General features: G+C 41.2%; 2 protein-coding genes. Both read left to right on the forward strand.

Translation table 11 applies throughout. The features are described 5' to 3' along the window. Positions 1–590 precede the first annotated feature (590 nt). Positions 591–1,139 carry a hypothetical protein gene (locus VNE01S_RS18675; protein ID WP_025502382.1) on the forward strand — a complete coding sequence of 183 codons (549 nt, stop codon included), beginning with the start codon at positions 591–593 and terminating at the stop codon, positions 1,137–1,139. A 710-nt stretch (positions 1,140–1,849) separates the two neighbouring features. Continuing rightward, the gene (locus VNE01S_RS18680; RefSeq protein WP_029858084.1) at positions 1,850–2,281 is read left to right on the forward strand and encodes an NUDIX hydrolase; all 432 of its coding nucleotides are present in this window, start codon (positions 1,850–1,852) and stop codon (positions 2,279–2,281) included. Positions 2,282–2,393: the final 112 nt, after the last annotated feature.

The raw sequence follows: 2,393 nt of genomic DNA on the forward strand, positions 1-2,393 counted from the left end.
GGGCGTTAGGCGACGGGCAGGAAAGTTCTTTGTTCTCATTTTCTTAGGTCTCTTTGAGCATTCGTTTTTCTAAGTCGGCAATTCAAGATTGTCGGTTCAAATTCTTGAATCTCTCTGGCCGTAAAACATGCCAAGGTTTGCGGGTTGCCTCATTGGTTTTCTTAGTCGGTTGGTTGTGAGTTTCACTGGCTCAAAGTGTGGGAAGGGCAAGTTAATTGAGGCTTTTGTTCTCGCTTTAAGTTTGTAGCTTTACGTTTCGTTTCCTCAAAAGCAACTTGATCGCTGAAAGTCTGCATTTCGTGGTTGTTGGAATTTTGGCTGAAACATAGTGACATTTGTGGTTCTTGAATCACAAAAAGTCAGTGGGTGTTTGGTAGCTTATTTTGTTTCGGGTAATCTGCTTTCAAACCAACTTAAACACTGGTGGGAAACTTCGCCTAACAAGGCGTTTAAGGCGGATTCACAACGCTTGGCGATTTTAGTTCAAGTCAGCTTAAGTGTTTAAGGTACAATGGTTTAAGTTTAGTGGTTAGCGTTGTTCACCACTTAACGCGGCGTTAGCACACACTCGGTGGGTTCAAGGACATTAGATGAAATTTCGAAATGCAGGAATAGCCTCTCTAGTTCTCTTTTGTGCATCCTGTAGCGATGAAAGCGAGATAATGGAAGCAGATGTAGTCAATAGTATTCCTTTACTTGCCTTAGTCGAATCTACGGTTGATAGTAACGAACTAAAACTTGATTTTTCTTATCCCACTCGAGTTATTAAATACGATCAGTCGACAGACGAAGAATCGCACTTTGATACAGTTCGATTGCAGATCTTGCTGGAAGAACAATTGGTTTATTCGGTACTAGCAGACAGAACAAGCCTGACACGTGAAAAGTGTCTCGCTCTTTATCGAGGTTATTCTCAAGCGTTAACTGAAAAGTACAATTTTGTTGCTCAAACAAGAGAAGAGAAAGTGTTTGGCAAGCTCATGGAAGTAGATGATGGGCTGTTGTCAAAGGATAGCAAGCTGAGAGTTAGTATGGGATGCCAATTACTAGACACATCAAAGTTAGAAAAGTTCTCATTGAGAATCGACAGCGTTCAATTGTCAGCACTAGCAAATAGCAGATTTGAGAAATTGAAATAATTATCCCCTTACAAATGTGTGCTAACAAAGCGTTTAAGGCAGATTCCCAACGCTCGGCATTTTCGGTTTGCTTTGAATTTAGTGTTTACGGAACAATGCCTTAAGTCTGGTGGTTTGCGTTGCTCACTACTTAACGCGGCGTTAGTACTGGATTGGCATCAAAGGTCAAATTTTCGGTGTTTATTGGTTTCGATGCTCGGTTTTTCACTTGTATGGGTGTACCTTTCACGTTCTTTCCGGTGGCACTAGATGTGTGTTTTTCGCTTTGATTGCAGCGTTTACGGTTTCTAACTTTTGGACTATTTCTCTGGCGCGGTTTCTTTTGCGTGGTTGATTATTCACCTTAAATTTGGTTCTTTAATGTGTTTGTTTAAGTCCAGTGACCGAATCCTTTTCTAATTTGAAAGCAGTGAAAATGGGGCAGTTTTGCACGTTTTTCTTCTAGCCAACTTGCGTTTTGTGGTTGAGTTCTAGTTTAGTAGTTGTCCATTTGGGTTTGGTGTTTTACGCCATAAATTTCGTGCTATATTTCAACATCTTGGTGTGTTCCAAATATTTCAAGGGCAGCGTACTAACAAACAATTCAAGCGTGATTCAGCACGCGTGGCATTTTTGGTATGCGGTGGTTTTTGGTGTTGAAGTGCCATGCGGAAGCTCTGTTATTGCGTGCTTCACACCTTAATTGGGCGTTATATGCACGGGAGAGTTCAGTGGAAGAAAGAGTCCGAAAAAGGGAAGTCAAAGTCTGCCCTGTAGTGCTCAGAAAATCAGGAAACTATCGCGAGTTACTGTTGTTTGAACATCCATTAGCTGATGTTCAACTAGTTAAAGGTACACTAGAACAGTCGGATATCTCTATCGAAAGTGCCGCCTTGAGAGAATTGGAAGAGGAATCAGGGTTATCCAGTGTATCAAGCACTCACTATCTTGGCAGCTGGGAAAGTGGTTTTCAAAATCAATTGTGGCATTTTGTGCTTTGCGAAATAGACCAAGAACCACCGAATAACTGGAGCTTCTTTACTCAAGATGACGGTGGGCATGAGTTCAATTTCTTCTGGTATAAATTAGGAAGTAAGCCCGATTTTAAGTGCCATAAAGTATTCTTTGACGCCATCAAGCAAGTCGAAATTCTGTGCATATAACAAGCAATTTAAGAGTGATTCAGCACGCTTGGCATTTTCGGTTTGGGTTAAGTTTAGTGATTAAGGTGTTCAAATTGAGAGTTGTGGATGCGTGCTTCACACCTTAATTGGG

Origin of the sequence: Vibrio nereis NBRC 15637, from assembly GCF_001591105.1 — a bacterium.
Lineage (GTDB): Bacteria > Pseudomonadota > Gammaproteobacteria > Enterobacterales > Vibrionaceae > Vibrio > Vibrio nereis.

What these genes read in the sequence shown, in the direction of transcription:
- VNE01S_RS18675 (WP_025502382.1), top strand. Translation starts at nt 591, where the DNA reads ATGAAATTTCGAAATGCAGGAATAGCCTCTCTAGTTCTCTTTTGTGCA.